General features: G+C 32.5%; 26 protein-coding genes. 9 read left to right on the forward strand and 17 right to left on the reverse strand.

The genetic code is table 11. The annotated features are described in order from the left end of the window. Positions 1-123: 123 nt before the first annotated feature. Genes AC6EI0_RS03140 through AC6EI0_RS03165 form a run of 6 tightly spaced genes read left to right on the forward strand, consistent with a single transcriptional unit; the run spans position 124 to position 6,097 of the window. Positions 124-618 carry a DUF2231 domain-containing protein gene (locus AC6EI0_RS03140; protein WP_498523021.1) on the forward strand — a complete coding sequence of 165 codons (495 nt, stop codon included), beginning with the start codon at positions 124-126 and terminating at the stop codon, positions 616-618. After that, positions 618-1,244, forward strand: a complete 627-nt coding sequence (locus AC6EI0_RS03145) for a DUF2231 domain-containing protein (protein WP_498523022.1) — start codon at positions 618-620, stop codon at positions 1,242-1,244. The genes AC6EI0_RS03140 and AC6EI0_RS03145 overlap by 1 nt, the downstream gene beginning before the upstream one ends. After that, entirely contained in the window at positions 1,244-2,182 is a 939-nt protein-coding gene (locus AC6EI0_RS03150; RefSeq protein WP_498523023.1) for a cytochrome c oxidase subunit II, read from the forward strand. Before AC6EI0_RS03145 ends, AC6EI0_RS03150 begins: the two co-directional genes overlap by 1 nt. A 9-nt stretch (positions 2,183-2,191) precedes the next feature. Further along, a complete protein-coding gene (locus AC6EI0_RS03155; protein WP_498523024.1) occupies positions 2,192-3,883 on the forward strand; it encodes a cytochrome c oxidase subunit I in 1,692 nt (563 codons plus the stop codon). Further along, positions 3,884-4,477, forward strand: coding sequence for a cytochrome c oxidase subunit 3 (locus AC6EI0_RS03160; RefSeq protein ID WP_498523025.1), 594 nt, complete (start codon positions 3,884-3,886; stop codon positions 4,475-4,477). Between the two features lie 42 nt (positions 4,478-4,519). Then, positions 4,520-6,097 (forward strand): GMC oxidoreductase, encoded by a 1,578-nt coding sequence (locus AC6EI0_RS03165; protein WP_498523026.1) that lies wholly within the window; start codon positions 4,520-4,522, stop codon positions 6,095-6,097. Between the two features lie 224 nt (positions 6,098-6,321). Here AC6EI0_RS03165 and AC6EI0_RS03170 read toward each other — a convergent pair whose 3' ends face one another. The 7 genes from AC6EI0_RS03170 to AC6EI0_RS03200 all read right to left on the reverse strand — a co-directional run bounded on the left by AC6EI0_RS03170 (position 6,322) and on the right by AC6EI0_RS03200 (position 9,806). Further along, on the reverse strand, positions 6,322-6,525 hold the full coding sequence (locus tag AC6EI0_RS03170) for a hypothetical protein (protein ID WP_498523027.1): 204 nt from the start codon (positions 6,523-6,525) through the stop codon (positions 6,322-6,324). Further along, positions 6,522-6,845, reverse strand: a complete 324-nt coding sequence (locus AC6EI0_RS03175) for a hypothetical protein (protein WP_498523028.1) — start codon at positions 6,843-6,845, stop codon at positions 6,522-6,524. Before AC6EI0_RS03175 ends, AC6EI0_RS03170 begins: the two co-directional genes overlap by 4 nt. A gap of 149 nt (positions 6,846-6,994) precedes the next feature. Further along, entirely contained in the window at positions 6,995-7,186 is a 192-nt protein-coding gene (locus AC6EI0_RS03180; protein WP_498523029.1) for a hypothetical protein, read from the reverse strand. A 118-nt stretch (positions 7,187-7,304) separates the two neighbouring features. Further along, positions 7,305-7,493 carry a hypothetical protein gene (locus AC6EI0_RS03185; protein WP_498523030.1) on the reverse strand — a complete coding sequence of 63 codons (189 nt, stop codon included), beginning with the start codon at positions 7,491-7,493 and terminating at the stop codon, positions 7,305-7,307. Between the two features lie 128 nt (positions 7,494-7,621). After that, positions 7,622-8,344, reverse strand: a complete 723-nt coding sequence (locus AC6EI0_RS03190; protein WP_498523031.1) for an esterase/lipase family protein — start codon at positions 8,342-8,344, stop codon at positions 7,622-7,624. A 591-nt stretch (positions 8,345-8,935) separates the two neighbouring features. After that, positions 8,936-9,313: a DUF2834 domain-containing protein gene (locus tag AC6EI0_RS03195; RefSeq protein ID WP_498523032.1), complete on the reverse strand. Its 378-nt coding sequence runs from the start codon at positions 9,311-9,313 to the stop codon at positions 8,936-8,938. Positions 9,314-9,491: 178 nt separating this feature from the next. Further along, positions 9,492-9,806, reverse strand: a complete 315-nt coding sequence (locus tag AC6EI0_RS03200) for a hypothetical protein (protein ID WP_498523033.1) — start codon at positions 9,804-9,806, stop codon at positions 9,492-9,494. 249 nt (positions 9,807-10,055) lie between these two features. Between AC6EI0_RS03200 and AC6EI0_RS03205 the strand changes: the two genes are divergently transcribed. Next, entirely contained in the window at positions 10,056-10,268 is a 213-nt protein-coding gene (locus AC6EI0_RS03205; RefSeq protein ID WP_498523034.1) for a hypothetical protein, read from the forward strand. Between the two features lie 27 nt (positions 10,269-10,295). Beyond that, a complete protein-coding gene (locus tag AC6EI0_RS03210) occupies positions 10,296-10,562 on the forward strand; it encodes a Nif11-like leader peptide family natural product precursor (protein WP_498523035.1) in 267 nt (88 codons plus the stop codon). A 906-nt stretch (positions 10,563-11,468) separates the two neighbouring features. Here AC6EI0_RS03210 and AC6EI0_RS03215 read toward each other — a convergent pair. The 3 genes from AC6EI0_RS03215 to AC6EI0_RS03225 form a co-directional block, all read right to left on the reverse strand. After that, on the reverse strand, positions 11,469-11,603 hold the full coding sequence (locus tag AC6EI0_RS03215) for a hypothetical protein (RefSeq protein ID WP_498523036.1): 135 nt from the start codon (positions 11,601-11,603) through the stop codon (positions 11,469-11,471). 199 nt (positions 11,604-11,802) lie between these two features. Then, on the reverse strand, positions 11,803-12,006 hold the full coding sequence (locus tag AC6EI0_RS03220) for a hypothetical protein (protein ID WP_498523037.1): 204 nt from the start codon (positions 12,004-12,006) through the stop codon (positions 11,803-11,805). 450 nt (positions 12,007-12,456) lie between these two features. Continuing rightward, positions 12,457-12,648 carry a hypothetical protein gene (locus tag AC6EI0_RS03225; protein WP_498523038.1) on the reverse strand — a complete coding sequence of 64 codons (192 nt, stop codon included), beginning with the start codon at positions 12,646-12,648 and terminating at the stop codon, positions 12,457-12,459. 664 nt (positions 12,649-13,312) lie between these two features. Here AC6EI0_RS03225 and AC6EI0_RS03230 point away from each other — a divergent pair. Then, positions 13,313-14,329, forward strand: a complete 1,017-nt coding sequence (locus AC6EI0_RS03230; RefSeq protein WP_498523039.1) for an SDR family oxidoreductase — start codon at positions 13,313-13,315, stop codon at positions 14,327-14,329. A gap of 112 nt (positions 14,330-14,441) precedes the next feature. On the opposite strand, the gene thiD is transcribed toward AC6EI0_RS03230, so the two are convergent. The 7 genes from thiD to AC6EI0_RS03265 form a co-directional block, all read right to left on the reverse strand. After that, on the reverse strand, positions 14,442-15,224 hold the full coding sequence (thiD, locus tag AC6EI0_RS03235; protein ID WP_498523040.1) for a bifunctional hydroxymethylpyrimidine kinase/phosphomethylpyrimidine kinase: 783 nt from the start codon (positions 15,222-15,224) through the stop codon (positions 14,442-14,444). 32 nt (positions 15,225-15,256) lie between these two features. Further along, the gene (locus AC6EI0_RS03240; RefSeq protein ID WP_498523041.1) at positions 15,257-15,883 is read right to left on the reverse strand and encodes a TenA family protein; all 627 of its coding nucleotides are present in this window, start codon (positions 15,881-15,883) and stop codon (positions 15,257-15,259) included. 174 nt (positions 15,884-16,057) lie between these two features. Then, positions 16,058-16,267: a hypothetical protein gene (locus AC6EI0_RS03245; RefSeq protein WP_498523042.1), complete on the reverse strand. Its 210-nt coding sequence runs from the start codon at positions 16,265-16,267 to the stop codon at positions 16,058-16,060. A 919-nt stretch (positions 16,268-17,186) separates the two neighbouring features. Beyond that, positions 17,187-17,498 (reverse strand): hypothetical protein, encoded by a 312-nt coding sequence (locus tag AC6EI0_RS03250; protein WP_498523043.1) that lies wholly within the window; start codon positions 17,496-17,498, stop codon positions 17,187-17,189. Positions 17,499-18,002: 504 nt separating this feature from the next. Then, the gene (locus AC6EI0_RS03255) at positions 18,003-18,134 is read right to left on the reverse strand and encodes a hypothetical protein (protein WP_498523044.1); all 132 of its coding nucleotides are present in this window, start codon (positions 18,132-18,134) and stop codon (positions 18,003-18,005) included. A 609-nt stretch (positions 18,135-18,743) separates the two neighbouring features. Then, positions 18,744-19,067 (reverse strand): hypothetical protein, encoded by a 324-nt coding sequence (locus AC6EI0_RS03260; protein WP_498523045.1) that lies wholly within the window; start codon positions 19,065-19,067, stop codon positions 18,744-18,746. 889 nt (positions 19,068-19,956) lie between these two features. Further along, positions 19,957-20,088 (reverse strand): hypothetical protein, encoded by a 132-nt coding sequence (locus tag AC6EI0_RS03265; protein WP_498523046.1) that lies wholly within the window; start codon positions 20,086-20,088, stop codon positions 19,957-19,959. Positions 20,089-20,300: the final 212 nt, after the last annotated feature.

Below are 20,300 nucleotides of genomic sequence, written 5' to 3' on the forward strand. Positions count from 1 at the left end.
ATAAAGTTTCTATCAGGAAATTTTAATGTCATATTTTTTAGACGAAACCAACCTGATAAAAAGCCAACCATTAAAGTTTTATTGAATTAACATGCTATGTATTTACAGCTAGATTCAGTAGTAATGAGTCTGCTGCCAGCACTTAATGAAAAGAACCTACCTTGGATCGATGTAATACATCCAATAATTGTTCACTTTGTTATTGCAATGACCTTGATAGCAGTTGTTTTTGATATTATTGGCATCCTTACAAAAAGATCTAATCTTTTTGAGGTTAGTTTTCTTAATTTAATAGTTGCGACGATAGCAATTTTTATTGCTATCATTTTTGGTCAAATTGAAGCTGGATTGGCAAATCCTTATGGATCTTCTAAAGATATTTTGAACTATCACAGTACGATTGGTTGGTCATTAGCAGCTATTCTCTCAATAATAACTGGCTGGCGTTATGTCTCACGGCAAAATAACCCTAATAATCTATCAATAGGTTTTTTATTTGTAGACATAATGCTTGCTTTTCTTGTATGTATTCAAGTTTATTTAGGTGATAAACTTGTTTGGATTTATGGATTACATACTGTTCCAGTAGTAAATGCAATAAGAGATGGAATAATATAATGATTATTAATAATATTTTAATTAAAATTACATCACCAATCACAGAGATACAGAGTTCATTAGGTCCTAATGACCTTCCCTACAAAATACCAATTCATCCCAACTTGGTTCACTTAACTATTGGATTATTTGCTATTGCTATAGCTTTTGATTTCGCAGGAGCATTTTATCCTTTTGAGAAGAGAATACTTAGATTTCTGGCTTTTCCAGTTACTAGAGTTGGGTTTCATGATGTTGGTTGGTATAACATACTTGCAGCTTCCTTTATTACATTTTTTACAGTTGCTACAGGCTTCTTTGAAATGCTTTTAGCCGTGCCTATAGGGGGTATAAAAAGTATTATTGGGCAAGGAGCTATTACTACTATGCTTTGGCATGGGGTAGGAGGAGTTTTAATATTATTTATTTTAATTACTATGACAGTTTGGAGAGGTTATCAGAGATTTGTTTTTAGAAAAGATTTTGGAAGACAAGTTTCATGGGCTTATTTATTTTCAGGTACTATCATTCTATTAATTATGGGATTACATGGTAGTTTAGGAGCATGGTTAGCAAGTGATTTTGGTGTCCATATTACAGCGGATCAACTTTTAGTTAAAGGAATTGATCTTACAAGTATTTTATAATGAATACGTTAATTAAAAAAATTTTTAATCAGAGGTTTATATCTATTGTTGGCATATCAATAGCAATATTTATTGATTTACTTATTAGTAAATTAATGGCAAATTGGTCATATTCTTGGCTTCCAGTGCAAGCATCAGCAGCAGCTCCATATGTAGATAATCTTTTTGCCTTTGAGACAGGAATTGGAACTTTTATTTTTATTGGCTGCTCAGGTGTAATTGGTTGGGTATTAATATTTAATAGAGCTCCAAAATATGATGAAAGTTTTGGAGAGCCTATAGAGGGAAATACAAATTTAGAAATTGTTTGGACAGTAATTCCCCTTTTGCTTGTTATTGCAATTGCAATTTACTCAACTAATGTTAATAGCACCCTTAAGAATTTAGGATCAAAATCAAAATATGATCCACAAAAGAATTTAATTGAAAATTCTGAACTTGGACTAAAACTTAGTGAAGCGCCCATTGATGTAATAGCAAGACAGTGGAACTGGGAGTTTGTATATCCTGAAGGCTTCTCGAGCTCAGAGTTACATTTACCAATCAATAAAAAGATTAACTTTAGATTGATTTCTAAGGACGTACTACATGGTTTCTATATTCCTGCTTTTCGATTAAAACAGGATATTATTCCAGGCAGTGTAATCGAATATAGCCTCACACCAACAAGGTCTGGTGTTTATCGTCTAAGAGATTCGATGTTCAGTGGAACATATTTTTCTGAAAATCAAACTAATGTAATTGTTGAATCAAAAGATTCTTACCAAAAATGGATAAATAAGACTGTAAAAAAAGTACCTGTTAGTGGTTTAAATCAAGCTGGTATTCTTTACAAAAAACGATTAGAAAAAGGTAATAGAGGCTGGGCAACTGTACCTCCAAAATCAGCACCGCTGGTTAATGAGCCTGGAGATTATCAGCAACAACATGAAGGATAGATTTTATTTATGACAATAACTAATTACGACGAACGTGTCTTAAAAGCCACCCATCCAGTACCTGGAGCTCCAAATAATTGGAGAAGATTTTTTGGATTTAATACAGATGCGAAAGTTATTGGAATCCAATACATAGTAACCGCTCTTTTCTTCTTGTTATTAGGTGGGTTACTCGGAATGTTAGTAAGAGGTGAATTGATCACACCACCATCAGATCTTTTTGATCCAAGTGTTTATAACGGTCTGTACACAATGCATGGAACAGTAATGCTCTTTCTGTTCTTGTTTCCAGTACTTAGTGGACTAACAAATCTATTGGTACCACCAATGATTGGTGCACCGGATATGGCATTCCCAAAATTAAATGCGCTTGCCTTTTGGCTAGTGCCAGTTTTTTCAATTGTATTACTTGCAAGCTTTTTTGTTCCCGGAGGTCCGGCTTCCTCTGGGTGGTGGTCTTACCCACCAGTAAGCATTCAAAATCCACTTGGTATTTTCTTTAATGGTGAGATGTTATGGATAACAGCAATTGGGTTGTCGGGCGTTTCCTCAATTATTGGTGCCCTTAATTTTGTGACAACGATTATTCGAATGAGAGCACCAGGTATGTCGTTTTTTAGAATGCCTATTTTTATTTGGACTGTATTGGCTGCACAAATTCTTCAACTACTTGGGCTACCAGCGCTTACAGGTGCAGCAATAATGCTCTTTTTTGATCTTAATTTTGGAACAAGCTTTTTTAATCCTGAAACAGGTGGGGATCCAGTTTTATTTCAACATTTTTTTTGGTTCTATTCTCATCCCGCTGTATATGTAATGGTTTTACCAGTATTTGGTATATTTTCCGAATTGTTCCCAGTTTATTCTCGTAAACCATTATTTGGCTATAAATTTGTAGCCGTAGCTTCCTTTGGCATAACGATATTATCTCTAGTCGTTTGGGTACATCATATGTTCTATACCGGTACTCCAATGTGGATGAGAAATATTTTTATGTTTACAACAATGTTAATTGCTGTTCCTACTGGGGTTAAAGTTTTTGCATGGATAGCAACTCTTTGGGGTGGCAATTTAAGATTGAATACACCTATGTTGTTCTGCTTAGGGGGACTTTTTAATTTTATATTTGGAGGCATTACTGGCGTAATGCTTGCAACAGTCCCAATTGATATACATGTTGGGAACACATATTTTGTTGTTGCCCATTTTCATTACATAATTTTCAACACAATTGCATTTGGAATATTTGCAGGAATATATCACTGGTTCCCAAAATTTACTGGTCGTATGTTTTATGAAGGGCTTGGCAAGGTTCACTTTACTTTAACTTTTATTGGAGCAACACTTAATTGGTTGCCATTGCATTGGGCTGGCTTACTAGGTATGCCAAGAAGAGTTGCTTCTTATGATCCAGAGTTTGCTATTTGGAATGTTATTGCGAGTATCGGAGCCTTCATGCTTGGTGTCGCGTCTATTCCATTTATTTTAAATATGGTTAGTTCATGGTCTAGAGGTAAAAAAGCACCTCCAAATCCTTGGAATGCTATTGGACTTGAATGGTTATTACCATCACCACCTGCTCATGAGAACTTTGAAGAAGATATTCCAACTGTACTTAATGAACCTTACTGTTATGGGTTAAACAAACCTTTTGTTGTTGATGAAGAATTTTATGTTAAAAAAGCCATAGATGAAACCTAAATGACTTCAATAGAATCGGAATCACTACTTCACACACCTGGTCATGTAAAACATGATGGACATAATTTAACAGGTTTTATTATTTTTTTGTGCTCAGAAAGTATTATTTTCTTTGCATTTTTTGTTGGCTATGGCGTCTTAAAAATTTCAGCACCGACTTGGTATCCTGACGGCGTAAATGGTATAGCGGTAAGAGAACCATTAATCAACACAGTCGTTTTAGTTAGCTCAAGTTTCGTTATATATTTTGCTGAAAGATACTTACATAAAAAGAATTATTGGGGATTTAGGATCGTTTGGTTACTTACAATGTTAATGGGAACATATTTTGTATATGGTCAATATGTTGAATGGTCTGAATTGACATTTAGCCTTAGCAGTGGTGTATTTGGTAGTTTATTTTATTTACTAACTGGTTTCCATGGTTTACATGTTATTACAGGAATATTACTAATGGGTTTAATGTTGTTTCGTTCATTTATTCCTGGAAATTATGAAAAGGGTGAAATGGGAGTCGAATCAATAAGTCTATTTTGGCACTTCGTAGATGTAATTTGGATTATATTATTTGTATTAATTTATGTGTGGCAATAATATTCATTTGAATATGCAGATTCAAAAAAAATATCGAAAATAATGTTTATAGATGATCATCATTATGATTGTATAATTGTTGGGAGTGGGGCGGGAGGCTCTACTCTTGCCAGTGAGTTAAGTAGACAAGGTAAATGGGTACTACTACTTGAACGTGGAGGTCAATTACCTCTTGAAGATCAAAATATAAAAGGTACTGATTTATTTAGAAAAACAAAATATCACCCTTTAGGCGAAAAGTGGTTTGGTCCAGATGGCGATCCTTTCGCTCCTCAAACTGCCTATTCACTTGGAGGTAATACAAAGATTTGGGGTGCGGTTCTACAACGAATGAGGGAAAAAGATTTTACATCATCGCCTCTACAAGAGGGAATATCTCCATCTTGGCCCTTTAGTTATGAAGATCTTGAACCATACTACGAATATGCCGAAAAATTATTTAATGTTCATGGTAAAGAAGGTATAGACCCAACAGATCCCCCTCGTAAAAGAAAATACAATAATGCTCCAAGAAAATTAGAAAATTTTTTAGAGTTAATTAGAGAGTCACTTATTAGGAATGGATGCCACCCATATGACTTGCCAATAAGCTGGCCTGACTCATTAAAAGATGACAATGATAATTATGAAAATTGTTCTTTTTTCCCTAGAGGGGATGCTCAATTATTTGGTTTATATGCTTCCGATAAGAACAGACTAGAAGTAAAAACTAATGCCCATGTCTTAAAGTTGCATGTCAATCCAAGTGGTAAAGCAATTAAAGGTGTAGAGGTAAAGTTAGAAGAAGATATATGGTTGTTTTCATCAGATATTGTTGTCTTGGCTGCTGGTGCTATTAATACACCAGTGATAATGTTGAACTCTAAGACAGCAAAACATCCTAATGGATTAAGTAATAGCTCAGGTCAAGTAGGACGAAATTTGATGAATCTTCAACTAACTTGTATTTTGCAAAGAGCCAGTGAGCCAAATAATGGTCTTTTCAACAGATCATTTGGTATTAATGACTATTACTGGGGAGACAAAAATGTAAATTTCCCTCTTGGGCATATTCAATCTGGTGGCGGAGTCTTGAAAGATGCATTGTTTGCCGAATCTCCACCAGTACTATCATTGATTACAAAATTAATACCAGATTTTGGGCTTAAACGACTAGCTTCTAGGTCTATAACTTGGTGGGCAATGACGGAGGTGTTACCGGACCCTGAAAATAGAGTATGGGTTGACGATAATAAGATCAGAATTAACTATTTACATAATAATCTTGAAGCACATGATCGACTTGTTTATAGATGGTTAGATACTTTAAATAAGGTCGAGCGGGACACAAAAACAACTGTAGTAACAAGAACGCCTACTCACCCAAGAGGCGCAGCCCCTCTAAGTGTTGTTGGATATGCATGTGGTACTTGTCGAATGGGAACATCACCCAATTCCTCCGTTGTAGATCTAAATGGCAAATGCCATGATCTGGAAAATTTATATATTGTTGATTCAAGTATTTTCCCAAGCTGTCCAAGTGTTGGTCATGGCCTGACGATTATTGCTTTAGCACTACGTATGGCAGATAAATTAACGACAGGTATCAATCCCCAGATCACATGCTGGGGTGGATCGTGATTTCCTCTAAATCAATAGGAAGGGAATGAATGTACAAAATTTTGTTCTCATGGTTAAATTCTACTACTATAGTTGTATCTTATAAGTTAATTAAATTCGAATAATAGGATATAGTCCACAAAATTTTTTTTAATCATGTGGGAATCAATTATTTATCTACTAATTGGAAAAAATGAAAAATCAAATACACAGTCAAATTATAATTATCAAAGTAATGATTAAATCTATTTCTCTAGATTTTCTTGTTCAATTTTTCTTAACTTTTGGTTTATATCATTCAATCTATTCTCAGCCATAGCAATATATTCTTCTGCACCGTACCTACCTTCATAAGTTTTAGTATCTCCTTTAAGAAAATCTTTATACATGTTTATATCACTCTGCCATTGATTTCTGGCATCGATTAAAGATTGATATTGACTACTCATTTTAATATTCTTGGACTATTTTGATCTACGTTAGAAACAACAAAATATGAAATAAAAGAAATTATATTTGCACTCAAGCGACCAAAAGGGTTTGATATTGATAAGGATCTTTCAAAATTCTTAATGAGATCTGACCTTGACTGCCTAATACTTTTTTCGCCTCTACTATTTAAAATATTCTCAATTATTTCATGAATTTGCTGGTGCATAGGGTGTGAATTGTTAATACTCCAATATTGATCTAAGGCATGAAGCTTTCTATTACTAAAACATTCCGCTCGATTCTTAAAGAATATAGAATCAGCCGATGATAAAAACATATGTTTTCTTAGACTTATAATATGTGTCTTAGATTTTCGCTCCCATAGCCCAAAAAAGTCTAGAAGAAATGAAACAAAATATTGTTTCATATTTACCTTACAGTTTCTTAAATATTTAAGCCAAGGGGATCAAGCAATTGCTGTTTAAATCAATTAATTTGATTATTTACAAACCAAACATCCTCCTCTTTGGCCACACCATGAATCCATTCTTTAAACTCTTGAGAAATTGCAATTTGATCCTCTCTCTCTAGAGATAAAGATCTTTTTAAAACTTCTGTCAGAGAACAAGTAATTAAATCTTCAATATCCTTTCTCTTTCTCATTCTAGAAAAGTGCATCTACTAACAACTTATTAAAATAATAAGATAAGAACAAAAAATAAACATATTGTCTTCGTTATTAAAGTAAGATTTTAAAGATGGTTTTGTATCTATTATTTCTACTATATAGTAGAGTCTAAATCTTAGCTATCAATCCAGTAAGAATATCTTTCACATCGCTCTGAATGATCTCTTTTGTTAAATAAATCAAAGAGCTCATTTTAATAACTATTAGTGGTATTGCAATAATCAAAATTAATCCTAACGAAATTATCATAGAAGATGAAATTCGGATTAACCATTTAGTAATTGGATCTAATTCCATATCATGAAAACAAAATACTACTATAGTTTTTTTTTTATCTCTTTGTTTGATTAATTGCTACATATTAAGTGTATTTATGTTCTTAGTTTTATGTCTTTAGGCAATATTCAGATACGTAAAGAAAAATATTATTTACCCCCCCCCCCATCTGATTCCAATGATTTATTCACCCATTCTTCAACTTTATTTTTAGAGCCATACCAATCTTTACCAAAAGCTTTTCCATGTGCTGTTTCTTTCATTACTATCTGTTTTGAGCCAATTAGCAATGCTGAATCTCTAGGAACTAGTCCATCTCCAATAACGTCTCCATTCCCATTCAATGCTCTATAGGATGACTTACTCAACCTCAGTGAGGTTTTTGTCGCAATAGGGCCGTTCAAGTTTAATTCACCAGCAACAGATATATAACAAACATCAGCGCTGTAGAAACTACCTGGCAAATTAGAGCTTACAAAATTACGCAGATGCGTAGCTCTTTTAGCTTGGTTAGGACTTCCTAGGGTAATTAGGCAATTAGCGTAATCCTTCCCATTATATATCTTTCCACTAAATAAAAGATCTGATAAATATAATCTTAGGATCATTCCTCCAGAGCTATGACCGATTAAAGTGACTTTGTTTTTAGGTGATTTTTCCAATAATTCTTTCACAATTTTATCAACTTTATCAAGAATATTCTTCCAACCAAATGACCAATTAGTGCTAAGCCATTCTAGTTTATTTACTGGAACTATTACTACCTTGTTATTTGATCGACTTTTAATATATTCTGTCATATCCCCATAAGAACTACCCTCGATCAAGAAACCACCAAGGATAACTATTGGCTGTTCAATATATTTATTCATGATTTAGTAGAAAACCTAAAAAGAATTAACTTAAAAACTATTTTAATGATTAACTTATTGATATTTTAAAATACATAATTTTTAGTCACCTAACTAATTGACATGAATTCTTAGATCATTCCTGCTAGTAATAGCGATTACATGTCGATGTATTCAATATCTTCACAAAAGTCTCTCTCATGAAAGCATCTAAAATAAAAACAAAATAAGTGGAAAATGTTGCGATCCAATTGTTTAATGGTGTTGACAAAAAATTATTACAGAAAAAAGGCGTACAAAAAGCAAAGAGGTAGAAGGATGAGGGCTTATTTCAGAATTAAGAACCCTGACGCATTTTTGTCAGATAATTTCAAGGAAATTCAAGGAATGTATTTAAATACGAAGAAGGGAGAATTACTACTCGATTACTAAATATTGCTGTTTCAAAAAAAATGGGAAATCTACTTCTATAGAGTCTGTTTGCTCTTGAGGATCACAAAGAGATTTTTATAGATTCATGCGTTTGGCAAATCAACATGCCAAACCCTTTCTTATAAAGCGAATGATGACCAGTAATTGAAAACAAAGATTATAATCTTAACCTTCAGTTTTCTAATCACTATTGATTGTTCTTTCTCTCATAAACATAAAAGCACCAAATGAGAAAGCTAATGAGATCAGGAAAGTAAGAGGGAAGTAAATAGCCCACAATTTCATTTGCAGTCTTTTCCCCTCGGCAGCATAGAAAGCAAATATTGCAATTAATAAAACTGCTGTATCAGCAGAAACGAACCCAGATGTTGGTGTTGCCCAAGCTCCATCAAGGAAAGTATTAGCTATTTCGATAACTGAGCTTCCAACAGAGCCACTTTGTACTTGACTGACAAATTTCGCTATAAAGTAAAAAGGCCAAATCAATCCAGCTAGTGCCGTTACGCCATAAATAGAAAGACGAATGTTAGACCACATTAGGTTTAATATAAAAATCATTTATAGCTAAAAAGGATGATCTCTTGATGTATAAAAAATCAACAAAATACATAAGTCACTATATTTTAAAGTTATCGAAGAATATAGAAGTTAAAAAGTTAAGTTGAATACCAATTAATCTTGTTATTAACATCAGCCATTAGCTAGTTAGGAGCTGAAATAAGTAGACAATTATTGATCAGCCAAGATTGTTTTGAAAATGATCAGTATATTTAGTGATTATTTTCCCATCTTTATTGGAGTGGATTAAATCCAAGCAAGTCGCTACTACTAAGAACCAATTAGCCCCTTCTTCCAAGTCAATCTCCCGGCAAATCCAGGCAGGGGCAGAAACTATCCCACTTACAACGCATCTCATATCATCTCTTAGATTTTGATAATGTTGTTCTTTTAGGATTTCAATCTTTTCTTCTGAAAGGGTTCTGCTTGGATAGCAATAAATCCACTCTTCAATAATTTGCTCAATAATTTTTAGCTTTGACAGTTGAAACACAATGAAGAACAAGACAAATCAAAAAAATACTAACTAAGCACGTGTAAAAGGGTTAGCCAATAACGTACACAAACTGGTAATAATATGCACTAACCTTAGTTTTTTAATTGCTAAAAGGGTTTAGGACTTACTTCATAAATTTTAGCAATCTTTTCGAAATCCACTCATTACTCTGGTTTGTATAAATAATCAGCCATTTAATTGAATAACTCATTATGCTCTTACGAACATAAAATTTTCTTTTACAGCGTGACTGAAATCAACTCTGAAGAAGTAACTCATTCAGAAAAATCTATAGAGCTTAAACCTACAAAAACACAAGGAGGTTTTTTATCTGGATTTTCTCTAATAAACAATAACCCAAACTACAAGATGTTGGGAGCTCTTGGAATGATGCTAGTGAATTTTTCTGTCTGTGTGACAATCGCCAATTGGTTAAAACATTCAATTCTAGTTTCCTAAGGGTAAAGGCTTCGTCATAATGAGCATATGACTTTAGATCAACTAAAAACTTTTCTTTCAGAGCTTCAAAAAAATAAAGATTTACTCAATGCTATAAGAGTTGCTGCTACCGCAAATGAAATTGCAGAAATAGCCTCAGAATTTGGTTATAAATTTACTGGCGATGAATTAAAAGCAGCATCAAAAGTGAATATTGCTGGTGTAAAAATCAAAAAACAAGATACATCTCCATCCTATAGCTTCGGTGAAAGTGGAATAGACCCAAATGAGACAAATTATAAAAGTACTAACTAATGGGATTTCAATAACCAAACCATTAAAAACCTTTGCGATCAAAACACTAAATCGAGCGACGTAATTTTAGAGAATATACTTTATTATTATTTCGATATCTTAATACGTAGGCATAATCAATTAGCGTATGGAATAGTGGCTAAAATCCTCTCCTTAGTTCTCCAAGTTAGTGAAAGGAAGTCTATCCCCATACTGCATAACTAAAGATTTGAGATATTGAACCTTTTTTTTTCGAAAAAATCCTCGAACTATATTTAGTGAACTCTCCATAACAAGAGAGTTTTCTTTTTTCTTATATTCTTCTTAACTAGAGTAATGAAATAATTTATTTCTACATGTTTTTTTTTTTAATTTCTGCTGATACATGGACTGGTAATATTCAAAACGAGATGGATGCTAGATATCAAGATCAAAAATAAAATGACTACTTAGCCATAGACCAGATGCGCTTAGCAGATGTACTTCCCCCATATATTCCAATAATCATTACATTAGCTCAAACCTTGACTACTATGATTGTTGATTTTAGTTCTCTTGGTATCCAACTCCTAGATAAACAGTCTTAGAGAAAATAGACTAAATGTTGAGAAATGCGCATGGCATAAAATGGTAGGTAAAGAGAAACCACATGGGTGTAATCTCCCACTTCAACAAGGGATGGGGCGATGCTGCGTTTAACCCGAAAAAGAAATAAGCCCCCTTAATTTAGGAAGAGGACTTAGAAAAACAAAGCTTAAACAACATCAATATTTGACTTGTTAAGCAGCAACATTTTCTTAGCAGGAGCAAGAGCTTTGCTTTGATCTCTTCTTGTAACTCATGCTCTCTAATATCAAGAACCTTGACTCGAGCTTGATAACACTCTTCCAACCTCTTACGAGCAGTCTCGATATTCTCGAGTTCTTCTTATCTTTGGTTTGGCTTGATTTCTTCTGGCTGACTATCAGAGACGACATAAACTGTTCTCATAGGAGAGAAGAAAGAATCAGTGAATACTACGTCAAATAAAGATGAATACATTACATTTATTTCAAAGGACATATCTACTTTGACTCGACTACTTGGAATTTAAAATGTTGCAAACCGAAGAATTTGATGCGTCCTCTACGACCAAGATCGGTTGCTACTATATAATATTGGGTATACTGATAAATTACCAGAAAAAATAATAAGCCTTAAGATGTAAAAAAATTCATTCTAAAATTTCTTCCTTAAATAACCAGAAAAATAATTATAGTATTCAATTTATATAACCCAAATCGATCAATACCGATGTCATTACTTTAAATTGGCGCATCTCTTTTAATCCTTCAAAAGGGGCCGCTGTACATATTTCATTTCCTGCAGGAGTTATATGTGATCTTTCAATACCCCAATCTCTTCGACGCAAACTTGCTTTGGTTCCTTTTAGTAAAGGAATGGAAACCATCCTTGCTCTTTGCATCAAATAAGAAAACTTGTTTTATTATTTCTAGCACATAAGAATAATATATCAATTATTAAAAGCTACAGTCAAATACAAAGTTTCTTACTCTTCTATTTCTCACTAATTAAACCATTGCCTCATCCCAAAAATTACCTTTAAAAATCCCTGATCATTCATTTTGTTTCTTACAGATCTAAAGCCCCATTATACAAGCTCAATAAATATCTCTTGGAAGCATTTCTCCTTATCCAACTTATGCTATAAAAAAACCTTTGACTAAATCCATGTATTAATTTTTTTACAAACAGCCTTTTCCATACTTAAATAAGTTTAAAGCGTATCTATGGGTGAGTAATAATGTCATGTCGAAATATACGTGCATCACGATCAACTAAAGAGGAGATGACACCTTTGTTAAAGATGAAAATTTAAACTTTTTTTTAACGCTATTTATAACACATCCTTATGTCACTCATAAGCTGAAAAATTGTTATTCATAACTTTGTTTATCATCCTATCTTCACGAACTGATTCTTCATTGACTTCAGGAATCACCTCAGGGCCCGTAAGCACAGTCCATAAAAACAAAATAGTTACAGGGCATAGGGCCAGCTGAACTAGAGGAGCAAAATATTTGAGCGAGTTGAGTTTCTTTTTCATATTTAGTTGCCCCTCGCATTTCGCTTGGCATATAGATAGGTTATATCGCATGGGATGGACTTACATAAGTTTGATGATGCACTTCTTTGGTATAACTCAAAGCAGCGATAGATGTTAGTCAATGGAATATCAGCTGCATGAGAAGCCTTTGCATAACGATGCTTAAGGGTATAAGTTACAACACCTTACTTATCATTTTTGCCAGCAAAATAGAACATTCCATACATTTTTTTAGTTACGTCTTAGATGTCGTTAAAAGTAAGAAAAACAACAGAACCAAAACCTCCGACACTTATCAGTAAAGTTTATATGTCCATAATGATGATTTTAAAGAGCATTGAGAAGTAGACATCTCCAGATTTAATCATACAGATATAAGACAATGTACTTTAAGCACATCCAATGCTGAAGAAACATCAAAAAAAAAAAAAAGATGGAGTATTATGATTACTCCTCATCATAAAAAGGGTGATAGTTAGACAAGCCTCGAAAATGAACATAACCAGCGGGGAAGAGAGCTTGTACTGGCAAAGGTAGATGAGGCTAAAAATATTGCGAAAGACGGTTTTCAGGATTAAAGATCAGCTCAAGAAAAGATGTAATGCCCCAAAGAACTTAAGCTGCCAAGAATAAAAAATCTGTATATTTTTGATAAAATTATCAAATGACTCTTAATAAAGGGAAAGTTTTAGTAACTGGTGCTTCAGGCTATATTGCTCTGCACTGCATCTTAGAATTATTAAATAATGGATATGAAGTAAAAGGATCTCTAAGAGATCGTAATCGTGGGGATGAAGTAAGAAAATCCCTAGGAACAAAAATTAGCAATAACAATCTTGAATTTTGTAAGTTAAATTTACTTAATGATGAAGGCTGGGACGAGGCGGCCTCAGATTGTGATTATCTTTTTCATATCGCTTCTCCGTGCATTGTCGAAGAGCCAAAGAATGAAAATGATTTAATTACTCCTGCATTGGAGGGAACACTAAGGGCCTTAAAAGCTGCGTATAAATCAAAAGTTAAAAAGGTAGTGCTAACTTCTTCAATAGGTGCAATAGCTTACGGACATAACAAGAGCTACTGCAACCCTAATGATTGGACTGATACATCAAAGAACATAGGGGCTTATATAAAAAGCAAAACCATCGCAGAAAAAGCAGCTTGGGATTTTGTTGACAGCCATGGAGACGATTCGTTTTCAATGACTACTATTCATCCTGGAATGGTTTTTGGACCCTTACTTAGCAATGATATAGAGGGTATATCAGCAAGTTTAATTACAAAAATGATTACTGGTAAATTCCCTGCTTTGCCAAATATTTATTTTACTGTGGTGGATGTTAGAGATGTCGCGAAATTACATGTTCAAGCATTAACGAATCACCATAGTGATCATAAAAGGATAATTGCAACGTCTCAAAAAAGTATTCAGTTTCTAGAAATTTCAGAAATTTTAAGAGAACTTGGATTTAATAAATCTCCAAAGAGCTTGGTTCCTACTCAATTAATAAACACTCTTGGAATTTTCAATAGAGATATGAGAAACACTTCCACTATGATAAAAAGGGGTCGATATGGAGCAGATATATCCGAAACCATTTCAATTTTTGATTGGGAGCCAACCCCCTTTAAAAAAACATTAGAAGATATGACTGTTTCTCTAATGACAATTTTAAATTAAATCTTTTTATATGAATTGTTTTGTTAATTGATTAATTGATTAATTGATTTTTTAGTCCTCAATATTATTCTGTCATTAACATAAGGAAATAAGTTAAATGTCAATCTATCTTTTACTGATAATGCCCAAGAGGTCCAGGACCAGATCCTATCTTGTAGGATTTTTCTAAAGATTTTTCAATAAAATATTTAGCATTTTTTATTGACTCAATTAGGTTAAATCCTAAAGCAACATAACTACAAATAGCAGCACTAAGTGTACATCCACTACCATGTGTATTTGAGGTATTAATAACTTTATTGATTAACCAATCTCTATTGCCATCTTTATCAATGTAAAAATCTTTACCTTTCAAGGAATTTAGTCCTCCTCCTTTTATTAATACAGCTTTAGGACCCATTTTTAAAATTTCTTGAGCTGATTTTTCTATATCTTCTTCATTTTTAATTTGTACATCTGAAAGTAAATTAGCTTCATAAATATTTGGAGTTACTATTTCTGCTACGGGAAAAAGGAACTTCTTATAAGCATTAATTGCACTATCTTCGATTAATTTCGCACCAGTCCTTGAAACCATCACGGGATCAATAATTTTAGGTATAGAGTATTCCTGCAGTTTTTTCCCAGTATTTATAATTATTCTCTCGTTTAATAACATTCCAGTTTTCAAAGACTGTATATCGAAATCTGAGAACAAAGCATCAATCTGATTGATTAATATATTACTCTCAACAGCTTCTACACCAGTTACTCCCATACTATTTTGTGCTGTAATACATGTAATGACTGTGCAGCCATGGACTTTAATAGACATAAAAGTCCTTAGATCTGCCTGAATTCCTGCACCACCACTAGAATCACTACCACCGATGGAAAGAACGATTTTAGAATACATAATTACTCCTTAAAAGATAAATCTGTGAAAATTTAAGAGAAAGAAGAATAGGCATTGAAAAATTCTAGTTCCAATTCCATAGCTCTTTTATATAGAAAATTAACTTGGTGAATATCATAATCATCATTATATTCATCTATTAGATATTCTAGTGATTTTGCAAGATAGTCAAAACTTTTATCAGAGTAAGTTAAGATCCATTCTTTATAAGGATTGCCTGAAATCATATTTAATAAATTTTTTCCAAGCCAAGAATATAGCCGCATACATGGTGTCATTGCGCTCATTATTTCAATTAAACTTAAGTTTAAGGAGACTTCTTCTAAAAAATCAGTATATTTTTTGGTGGCATGTTCTATTAGATTAGTAGTCAAATCTATATCCCATTCCTTGGCATATGTTTCATGCAGAATCAACTCATCTGATACTCCTGATAAAAGTACGCTCAAAGTTTTGATATTTTTTTTATTTCTTGACTTAGAAACTGCTAACCCATATGCACGAGCGAAACTTTCTAAAAAAAAATAATCTTGAGCTAAATATTCTTGAAATTTTGTTTTAGGAAGATCTCCATTTTTTATCCCCTGTACGAATTTAGTATTAAGGCTTAGTAATGCAAGATCATAATTGCTTTCCCATAATTTTTGTGTTAAAGACATTGATTTTATATTTTATGTATACACATCATGCCTCATTTTCTGCTTATTACACTACACATCACATCTAGAGCAATAGAGAGGATTCAGTCGAAATCGATCTGATAGCAACTTCTTCATAAGAGAAACTAGTCTTATTATTTTCATTGGGTCCCTCGATAAACTCAAATAAAAAATTCAACTCTTTCCTCCTGTTGGAAATTGTCGTTGGGACTCCTTCGAGGAATACAAGAAAACAATTATCAATAGTAACCATATCCCTCCTGCCAAGAAGAAAATAGGTGCATCGTTGAACAACTCAACAGAAAAAATGCTTCTTGCTGTTGGGATTAAACCTACAGAGACAAAGTTGACTCCTGAAAAATATGCAAGTTGAGATTTATTCATTTTACCCGTCTATTATAAATAGACTATTTTTCTGCTAATTGATTTGAAGTTGATATTTCTGTTTTTTTTTTATAGAAGTATTACTTTGATCCTCTTTTAATCTAGTAATACCAAAATCATCTTTACCAAAAGCAAAAAATCCAATTCCTAATATGAAGAATGCGGCAATGGCTATTAATGGAAATATTTAATTTTTTAAAATATCTATTATATATAAAAAGACTTTCTGTTTAAGTTAGTCCTTTGTTCTTATAACTTTATATTGATGTAATTTATAATTAGTTATTTTGAACTTTATTTACATTTCTCTTTTTCATAAATAATCTAAGAAGTATAGAATTATAACAATCTCTTGATCCCATAATTACTTATCTAGTGATTGATATTACATATATAGCAATCATACAAAAAGCATTTATTTCCTATTAAACACGAATAGCTCGTTAAAGCAATTTATTATATTCATATAATTTAAACTATAGCCCTCATATTTAGTTGAGTTTTACATATCAGGTCCAATATCTTTTTAATTGAAATTAGGTATAAAAAGAGTTTTTTAAAAATTTTTTTAATCTCAAAAAGCATCTTTTATTTACATTGACCTTAATTCTTCCATCTTTTTAAAATTGTTTAACTATTGTAAATTATAAGTAAATTATTATATCGAAATCTATTCCTATGTCTTTAGCGATTTTTTATTGCTTATCAACTTTGCTTTTATTTCTGACCTTTTTTACTTATAGATCAACTTATTTTGTAAAAAGGAAGCAAAAGTTTGTTTATATGATTCAAGTATAGATGATAAAGAGAAATTTAGAGAATGCATACAATTTGACTACTTTTAAAGACTCAATGCATCAATAAACAAAGCTATAAATACTTAAAATCAAGATATATTTTATGTAATAAAATAGTTTAGTTAAACTTTCATTTTCAGGATTTTTTCTAGCAACTCTTTTTGTTCGGTTAGGGAGACTTCTTTTTCTATCATTTCTGTTTTATTAATATAAAGTTGATTATTTGAGGCTTTATGTTCTTCTATATTTTTTTTTAAAAATAATCTTCGAGAGATCAATATCTGATTACCAAAAAAATAAATTAATTTACTGAGTCCATGAAACATTCCTTCACTGAAAATCAAAATCAATAAACCTACACCTGCAAATGATAAGAGAGCTCCTATCATTGCAATTGATGTGGACGTTGACGTGAGATTATAATAAAGTCCCATTTTTTAAATCTAGCAGAATCTAAAAGACCATAATGATAATTTTTTACTCAAGAAGTGTATTTATGAACTCAAATTGGTAGTCAATGCCTCTTTCTCAACTCCTAATTGATTAATCATATGAGGTGTAATCTTTGGGACATTAAAACTACTAATAATGCTTGAGATTTTTTTTTGAATTACTTTAGAAATAAACACCATAAAAAATTTTTCTTGTCATTGTTGTGATGACAATAAGAAGAGTCCTTATTGTTATCAGACTTACTGGTGAGTTGTTGTAAGCGAAGAAACTCTTTCCTCTATAACTTTTTTAGCATTTCTTTAATCTAATAACATCCCTTCGAGCACGACAGTGATTCTTTGTAGCGAAAATTGTGACACTTGATAATCCATGCCTGTGCATTAGATACAAAAATAAAAGGATCCAAAGTATTTAAATTGTCGATTGAATTGAAAAATGTTGATTGTCTTCATACATAAAGTCTGATTATGCTAGGGAGAATTATGCTAAGGCCTAGAAATTTTGTGAATAGTCTTAGCAGATTTTTTTAAAATTTTTTGTGCCTCTTTTCTTGAAATACAGGCCTCTGCTTTAGCTTGAAGTTTTAAAAGCTTGGCATGGTGCTTTTCTAAATTCATGCAACACCAGGAATAATTTGCCCAGTTACTAAATAGCTGCTTGCGATAAAAACGAAAGCCAACATTGAAGCTCTTCCAAGAAAAGTCATGCTCATACAAGAAAAACAGCGTATAGGTTAACAACCAAAATCTTTACCCGAGGGATGAATGCTCGAAAGGTTTCCAACTTTGTATATTTTGAAGCCTAGCCTTAAAAAAAGGCTATTTAGTTCATCGAAATAGCCAAATCAGACAACTTTTCAAGAGGGAAATGTCTTTCTAGTAGTACAAGAAATAACGTTTAATATTATCCGATCAATCGAAAGACTTTCGAAAAAAAGCTTTATAGGTTTTTAATATCATCGATTTCATATTTAATTGATCCATATGTTTCATAAGCTAGGAAACAATTAACCCCAGTTCGATTTTTATTACAAATGATACTAGTGAAAGGCTTAAGACTTATAGCTAAATGATCTCAAAGCCTTAACACTTAATATTGAGAAAAGATTTGGTATCAAAAAACCCATCTAAAAATTTAAAAGATTATCAGTTAAATACAATCTAAATGTTCTTTTAAATTCAAAAGAAAATTTAGATTGTATTTATTAGGTGACTATTTAGCCAAAATCACCTATTCATTGAAATAAGTTGAGCCAAATGAAGCCTTTTCTCGTGCTCCCGCTTTTTTGCCAAGTGGATGTTTAGCTGCGAAGAACTTGAGGTCCCTTTGGAAGCAAGATTCAATTCGGACTGATGTATTGCTTTTCTTTTGGACTTTTGCCTGAGGTATCGAACATTTAATTCCTTTGGACTTGAGTGACTTGGCCTGGAAGATAAAAACAACTCAGCTTTGTGGAGTGAGTTTTTCTTACAGATGCTTTTTCTGATTAAAGGAAGGTGATTCATCACGTTTCTCAGCAGAGGCAACCCCGTTCCATGTTGCCCAAACATGCATTTCCCTAAGGAAATCGAACGTATTCAAATTGTAGCGGTTGATACCGTTTTTTGCGAATGGAAGAAATTACTCAATTATGAAAATTACAAATCTAAGCTACTTTTCATCCATTAGTTAATTTTGCATAAAGCAAAGACAAGTAAAAATGAGATTAATCGTTGATTGATTACTAAGTCTCATAAAAAAGACAGACTAGAAAAACTATCTTAGAAGAATTTAATTATATAAGGATTCTAAAGAGCTCACCTAAGGCTCTAAAGCAAAAAAAGAATTTACGCAATTACAAAGAGGAGGCAATCTTCTTAGATTTAAACTTAATACTTTACGTTAATGAATGATCCAACCTGTTATTTAATAATCAATTACTGTAGAAAAGAACCCTTTCATCGCAATGCAAATGTTTATTTACTTTGTATTTGACTAGTAGCTAGTTTCTCTAGAAAAGAAAGTGAGAAACAAATTAAAAACTTCAATTCCACCAACCGAATTGCTACCACATAAATTAGATAGGATAACTTCGTACGTAGAGGTTACGAAGGTCGGAATAATCACAAAAAAATTTCAAATGAAAAGGGCACAAGGTTCACTCAATTAGAGCCAAAAAACAAAAGTCGAAAAGAAATATTTTAAAATTTTTCGGATAACTTTCCCAAGTCAATTTAATAGTTTGTCCAATTCGCTTTCAGACATTCTTTTCATATTTGCATATATGTGAAAGGCATCATCAATATCCTTCGGGACATCTTTATTTAAAAATAAATTTCCAACTGCTATGTCAGGGAAAAAAGCAGCTTGATATCTGTCAAAGAAATCGACTTTTTGTTCGTCAGTAATACATTCTTTAGCTAATTCATCAAAAATTAGACCTCTGAGTTGATTGAATCACTAGTTGGAGCTATGAGAAAAGATCAAATGTATCTCTAAAGGGGTTAAATCAGTATTTTCGATTCCCCAAAGTTCGCCTTTACCTGAAGCTTCTAGTATGGCTTCGTAGAATTCATCAGAAAATTTTGGCATTGGTTGTTTAAAAAAACGCGAGAGATTTGGTGAAAAGAGTTATGGCGAAAAAGGAAGGGACTAATTAGTACAAATACTTTCTCTAACTTAATGACCAAAAGTTAAATAAGAGTATATTTAAAGCCTTCAACAAAATTGGTCGGTATAGGTAGGGCTAACTAGTTACGGTCAGGTACGGCTTCTTCTAATACTCAACACCTTTAAGGCTTAAA

It is taken from the genome of Prochlorococcus sp. G5PB11 (assembly GCF_059772425.1).

What these genes read in the sequence shown, in the direction of transcription:
- AC6EI0_RS03140 (WP_498523021.1), top strand. Translation starts at nt 124, where the DNA reads ATGAGTCTGCTGCCAGCACTTAATGAAAAGAACCTACCTTGGATCGAT.
- AC6EI0_RS03150 (WP_498523023.1), top strand. Translation starts at nt 1,244, where the DNA reads ATGAATACGTTAATTAAAAAAATTTTTAATCAGAGGTTTATATCTATT.
- AC6EI0_RS03250 (WP_498523043.1), bottom strand. Translation starts at nt 17,498, where the DNA reads ATGGGACTTTATTATAATCTCACGTCAACGTCCACATCAATTGCAATG.
- AC6EI0_RS03255 (WP_498523044.1), bottom strand. Translation starts at nt 18,134, where the DNA reads ATGAATTTAGAAAAGCACCATGCCAAGCTTTTAAAACTTCAAGCTAAA.
- AC6EI0_RS03145 (WP_498523022.1), top strand. Translation starts at nt 618, where the DNA reads ATGATTATTAATAATATTTTAATTAAAATTACATCACCAATCACAGAG.
- AC6EI0_RS03220 (WP_498523037.1), bottom strand. Translation starts at nt 12,006, where the DNA reads ATGCAAAGAGCAAGGATGGTTTCCATTCCTTTACTAAAAGGAACCAAA.
- AC6EI0_RS03225 (WP_498523038.1), bottom strand. Translation starts at nt 12,648, where the DNA reads ATGAAAAAGAAACTCAACTCGCTCAAATATTTTGCTCCTCTAGTTCAG.
- AC6EI0_RS03240 (WP_498523041.1), bottom strand. Translation starts at nt 15,883, where the DNA reads ATGTCTTTAACACAAAAATTATGGGAAAGCAATTATGATCTTGCATTA.
- AC6EI0_RS03185 (WP_498523030.1), bottom strand. Translation starts at nt 7,493, where the DNA reads ATGGAATTAGATCCAATTACTAAATGGTTAATCCGAATTTCATCTTCT.
- AC6EI0_RS03230 (WP_498523039.1), top strand. Translation starts at nt 13,313, where the DNA reads ATGACTCTTAATAAAGGGAAAGTTTTAGTAACTGGTGCTTCAGGCTAT.
- AC6EI0_RS03195 (WP_498523032.1), bottom strand. Translation starts at nt 9,313, where the DNA reads ATGATTTTTATATTAAACCTAATGTGGTCTAACATTCGTCTTTCTATT.
- thiD (WP_498523040.1), bottom strand. Translation starts at nt 15,224, where the DNA reads ATGTATTCTAAAATCGTTCTTTCCATCGGTGGTAGTGATTCTAGTGGT.
- AC6EI0_RS03165 (WP_498523026.1), top strand. Translation starts at nt 4,520, where the DNA reads ATGTTTATAGATGATCATCATTATGATTGTATAATTGTTGGGAGTGGG.
- AC6EI0_RS03260 (WP_498523045.1), bottom strand. Translation starts at nt 19,067, where the DNA reads ATGTTTGGGCAACATGGAACGGGGTTGCCTCTGCTGAGAAACGTGATG.
- AC6EI0_RS03265 (WP_498523046.1), bottom strand. Translation starts at nt 20,088, where the DNA reads ATGCCAAAATTTTCTGATGAATTCTACGAAGCCATACTAGAAGCTTCA.
- AC6EI0_RS03180 (WP_498523029.1), bottom strand. Translation starts at nt 7,186, where the DNA reads ATGCACTTTTCTAGAATGAGAAAGAGAAAGGATATTGAAGATTTAATT.
- AC6EI0_RS03170 (WP_498523027.1), bottom strand. Translation starts at nt 6,525, where the DNA reads ATGAGTAGTCAATATCAATCTTTAATCGATGCCAGAAATCAATGGCAG.
- AC6EI0_RS03160 (WP_498523025.1), top strand. Translation starts at nt 3,884, where the DNA reads ATGACTTCAATAGAATCGGAATCACTACTTCACACACCTGGTCATGTA.
- AC6EI0_RS03175 (WP_498523028.1), bottom strand. Translation starts at nt 6,845, where the DNA reads ATGTTTTTATCATCGGCTGATTCTATATTCTTTAAGAATCGAGCGGAA.
- AC6EI0_RS03155 (WP_498523024.1), top strand. Translation starts at nt 2,192, where the DNA reads ATGACAATAACTAATTACGACGAACGTGTCTTAAAAGCCACCCATCCA.
- AC6EI0_RS03245 (WP_498523042.1), bottom strand. Translation starts at nt 16,267, where the DNA reads ATGAATAAATCTCAACTTGCATATTTTTCAGGAGTCAACTTTGTCTCT.
- AC6EI0_RS03210 (WP_498523035.1), top strand. Translation starts at nt 10,296, where the DNA reads ATGACTTTAGATCAACTAAAAACTTTTCTTTCAGAGCTTCAAAAAAAT.
- AC6EI0_RS03190 (WP_498523031.1), bottom strand. Translation starts at nt 8,344, where the DNA reads ATGAATAAATATATTGAACAGCCAATAGTTATCCTTGGTGGTTTCTTG.
- AC6EI0_RS03215 (WP_498523036.1), bottom strand. Translation starts at nt 11,603, where the DNA reads ATGTCCTTTGAAATAAATGTAATGTATTCATCTTTATTTGACGTAGTA.